The sequence below is a fragment of the Pseudomonas sp. AFG_SD02_1510_Pfu_092 genome (assembly GCF_003331055.1).
Taxonomy (GTDB): domain Bacteria; phylum Pseudomonadota; class Gammaproteobacteria; order Pseudomonadales; family Pseudomonadaceae; genus Aquipseudomonas.
Genome location: NZ_PUQD01000113.1, coordinates 1 through 4,490 on the forward strand (window position 1 = coordinate 1; position 4,490 = coordinate 4,490).

A 4,490-nucleotide genomic window follows, 5' to 3' on the forward strand; every position below is an offset into this window, starting at 1 on the left:
CGCCGGGGGTTTCCCCCCCCCGCCCCCCCCCCCCCCCCCCCCCCCCCCCCCCCCCCTTTTTCTTTTTTGTGGGGGGGGGGGGGGGGGGGGGGGGGGGGGGCCCGGCGATTAGGCCAGTACAGGCAGTACAGATCAGGACGTATGCGCCGGGTCCACCTTGGCTTCGCGCTGGTGGGCCCAGTACTGGATCAGCTCGCGCAACTGCGACAATTCCACTGGCTTGGCCATGTGCCCGTCCATGCCGGCCACCCGCGCACGTTCCTTGTGTTCGGCAAGAATATGCGCAGTCAGCGCCACTACCGGGGTGCGTTGGCGCTGATTGGCCGCTTCCCAGGCGCGCAGCTGCTGGGTGGCCGAGAAACCGTCCAGTACCGGCATCTCGCAGTCCATCAACACCAGGTCATAGCGCTGCGCCTTCATCGCCTGCAAGGCCTCTTCGCCATTGCTGGCGGTGTCCGGCTCGAGGTTGAGCTTGCCGAGCATGCCGCGGATCACTTTGGTCGAAATGCTGTTGTCCTCGGCGACCAGCACGCGGAAATCGCCGGGCAGGTCCAATGCCTGGGGGACACCGGGCAAACTGGCCGGTACGGCATGCTCGCGGCCGCGCTGGGCCAGTTCTTCGGCCAGGGTGGTTTTCAGCGTGTAGCCGGCCACCGGCTTGGCGAGGATGCGCTTGACCCCGGCATTGCGTGCAATGATCTTGCTCGGCGCATTGCTGATGCCGGTGAGCATGACCACCAGGATGTCGTGGTTCAGGCTTGGGTCTTCCTTGATCTTGGCGGCCAGCTGCATGCCGGTCATGCCTGGCATGTTCTGGTCCAGCAGCACGACGTCGAAGTAGTCGCGCAGGTGAGCCTTGGTGCGCAGCAGGGCCAGGGCTTCCTTGCCCGACGGTACCGCGCTGACATTCATGCCCCAGGCGCTGCACTGCTGCACCAGTACCTTGCGGCAGGTATCGTTGTCGTCCACCACCAGCACCCGGGTATCGCGCAGCGGGCCGTCGAGATCGGCCAGGGGTTGTTCCAGTCGCGAAGGGTCCAGTGGCAGGGTCAGCCACAGGGTATTGCCCATGCCGGTGCTGCTCTTGATGCCGAACTCGCCCTGCATCAGGCCGATCAGTTGCTTGGCGATGACCAGCCCGAGGTGGCCGCCCAGCTTGTTGCTGGAGAGGAAGTGATGGCTGTGCAACTCCGCTTGCAGCAAGGCTTCACGCTCGGCGGCAGGCAGCGGTTCGCCGCTGTCCTGTACGGCAATGCGCAGGCGCGGTGCCTCGCCGCGCTGGTCCAGCGCCACCACCAGCAGGATTTCCCCCTGGTCGGTGTTCTTCAGGGCGTTTTCCAGCAGGCTCGACAAGGCCTGGCGCAGCCGCGTCGGGTCACCGCTGATCACCCTGGGTACCTGCGGCTGGGTGAAGCTGATCAGCTCGATGTTCTGCTGCTCGGCCTTGGCGCGGAAGATGTTCAGGCAATCCTCGATCAGCGCATTGAGGTCGAACTGCACGTCATCCAGTTCGATCTGGCGAGATTCCAGCTTGGAAATGTCGAGAATTTCGTTGATCAGCGTGAGCAGCTCGTTGCCCGCACTGTGAATGGTCTGCACGTAGTCGCGCTGCTTGACCGACAGCGGCGTGCCCAGCAACAGCTCGGTCATGCCCAGCACGCCGTTCATCGGGGTGCGGATTTCGTGGCTGATCTTGGCCAGGAATTCGGCCTTGGCGTTGATTTCGGCATCGCTGGCGGCCAGGGCGCGGCTGGCGCTGAAACGCTCCTCGCTCATGCGCCGCAGGCGTTCGCTGACCGCCAGGTTGAGCAGCAGGCCGCTGGCCACGGTCAACCCCAGCAGGATGCACAGCAACCAGGGGGTCGAAGTGCGGGTCAGGCCCAGCAGGGCGGGCAGCAGCACCAGGCCGCCCAGGTTGAATACCACCATGGCCAGGCTGAACAGGCGGGCAGGTGCATAGCCCTTGTACCAGTGGTAGCTGCTGACCAGCAGCATGCTCACGCTGCCCAGGGCCATCAGGGCGTAGGTCATCAGGTTGAGGGGCAGGGTGTCGACGAACAGCAACACCAGCCCGCTGAGCCCGACCACCAGCATTTCGCCGTGCAACAGGCGGTTCAGCCGTGGCGAGTTGCAGGGCGAGAAGAAGTGCTGGGTGAAATACAGCCCGGCCAGGCCGGCCAGCACCAGCGTCAGGTACGCGGCGGGCGTTTGCGCGCTGTGCCACACGTGCCACCAGGGCCCGCTGAGGTTCAGCAGGATCAGGCCGCTGAGCAGCATCAGGCCGTGGTACAACGCCAGGATCAGGGCGGTGCTGGAGCGGCTGTAGAGGAAGCGGATCAGGTTGTGCAGGATCAGCATCACCAGGCCGCCGAACAGCATGCCGAACAGCAACGGCTGGTGCTGGTCGGAGGCGGCAACAGCCGCAGGCTCCAGGCTGATGGCCGGGCGCAGCTGGTGCTCGGAGACCAGGCGCAGGTAAATGTCCAGCGGTTGCTTGCTATTGGGCAGGGGCAGTACATGGTCGCTGCCACGCAGGGTCGGGCTGGCATTGCCGGCCAGGCGCCCGTGGTGCAGCTGACGCAGAAGTTGGTCGCCCTGGAGGGCGTACAGGTCCAGGCCAGACAGGTCCGGGGCGAAAACCCGCAGCAGTTGTTCCTGGTCGCCGGGTTCGAGGCGATAGTGCAGCCACAGGGCCTGTTCCGCAGGGGCTGCATCCAGCTCGGCGAGGGTCAGCGGGCTGAACTGGTTGCGGTAACGCTCGGAGCGCACGTCGCTCAGTTGCAGGTTGGCCTGTTCGTCGAGCAGAACGGCCCAGCCTCCGTCATATTCGGCCGCAGCCGGGAATATGCAGAGCAGGGTCAGCAAGCTGACGATCAGCGCTGAGGCAATCCGAAGCCGACGCACTACGAAATCCCTTCTTAGCCAAGGTGCCAGGTGCTAACTATGCGCGGCGCGCCAAGTCGAAGGCAAGGCCCCCTGAGGCCCTGTCGACGAGCCGGATGCCGCAGGCACAAGGCGCTGCGGCAATCGGCTACCCGTTACTGTCGTTACTCACCGCGCTCGCGGGCGATGGCCCGGTAGCCGATGTCGGTACGGTAGAAACTGCCGTTCCAGTTCACTTCCTTGGCCAGGCGGTAGGCCTGCTGCTGCGCATCGGCAACGCTGGCACCCATGGCGGTAGCGCAGAGCACGCGGCCACCGTTGCTGACCACCTGGCCGTCCTTGAGCGCAGTACCGGCATGGAACACCTTGCCTTCGATCTTCGCCGCTGCATCCAGGCCGTTGATCACGTCACCCTTGGCATAGTCGCCCGGATAACCGCCGGCGGCCAGCACCACGCCCAGGCTCGGGCGCGGGTCCCACTGGGCTTCGACCTTGTCCAGCGCCTTGGCGAATGCGGCCTCGATCAGCAGTACCAGGCTCGACTCCAGGCGCAGCATGACCGGCTGGGTTTCCGGGTCGCCGAAGCGGCAGTTGAACTCGATGACCTTGGGGTTGCCCGCCTTGTCGATCATCAGACCGGCATAGAGGAAGCCGGTATAGACGTTGCCTTCTTCGGCCATGCCGCGCACGGTCGGCCAGATCACCTGGTCCATCACGCGCTGGTGCACTTCGGCGGTGACCACCGGGGCAGGGGAGTAGGCACCCATGCCGCCGGTGTTCGGGCCGGTGTCCTGGTCGCCGACGCGCTTGTGGTCCTGGCTGGTGGCCATGGGCAGCACGTTGTGGCCGTCGACCATGACGATGAAGCTGGCTTCCTCGCCGTCGAGGAACTCTTCGATCACTACACGCGAACCGGCTTCGCCAAAGGCGTTGCCGGCCAGCATGTCACGCACGGCGGCTTCGGCTTCTTCCAGGGTCATGGCGACGATCACGCCCTTGCCTGCAGCCAGGCCATCGGCCTTGATCACGATCGGTGCGCCTTTTTCCTGCAGGTAGGCCAGCGCCGGCTCGATCTCGGTGAAGTTCTGGTAGTCGGCGGTCGGGATCTTGTGACGCGCCAGGAAGTCCTTGGTGAAGGCCTTGGAGCCTTCCAGCTGGGCCGCGCCCTTGGTCGGGCCGAAGCAGTCCAGGCCGCGGCTGCGGAACAGGTCGACCACGCCGATGACCAGCGGGGCTTCAGGGCCGACGATGGTCAGGTCGACGTTGTTCTCGGCGAAATCGGCCAGTTGCTCCAGTGCGCAGACGTCGATGGCGACGTTCTCGCATTTGGCTTCAATGGCCGTACCGGCGTTGCCCGGGGCAACGAAGACTTTCTCGACGCGTGGGTCCTGGGCGACTTTCCAGGCCAGGGCGTGCTCGCGGCCGCCGCTGCCGATGATCAAAACTTTCATGTTAAAACCTCTGTTTGGCGGCAGACCTCGTACCCTGTGGGAGCGGGGGGGGGCCCCCGGCGGGGGGGGGGGCCGCCCCGGGCGGTGGGGGGGGGGGGCGGGGCCCCCCCGGGGGGGGGGGGGGGGGGGGCGGGGGTTTGTGGGGGGGGGGGGGGG

2 protein-coding genes are annotated in these 4,490 nt (G+C 66.0%); both read right to left on the reverse strand.

Annotated features, from left to right (window positions below):
- Window positions 1-132: 132 nt before the first annotated feature.
- Entirely contained in the window at window positions 133-2,904 is a 2,772-nt protein-coding gene (locus C6A77_RS24960; RefSeq protein WP_114172012.1) for a hybrid sensor histidine kinase/response regulator, read from the reverse strand.
- 143 nt (window positions 2,905-3,047) lie between these two features.
- Window positions 3,048-4,334 (reverse strand): phosphoribosylamine--glycine ligase, encoded by a 1,287-nt coding sequence (gene purD, locus C6A77_RS24965; protein ID WP_114172013.1) that lies wholly within the window; start codon window positions 4,332-4,334, stop codon window positions 3,048-3,050.
- Window positions 4,335-4,490: the final 156 nt, after the last annotated feature.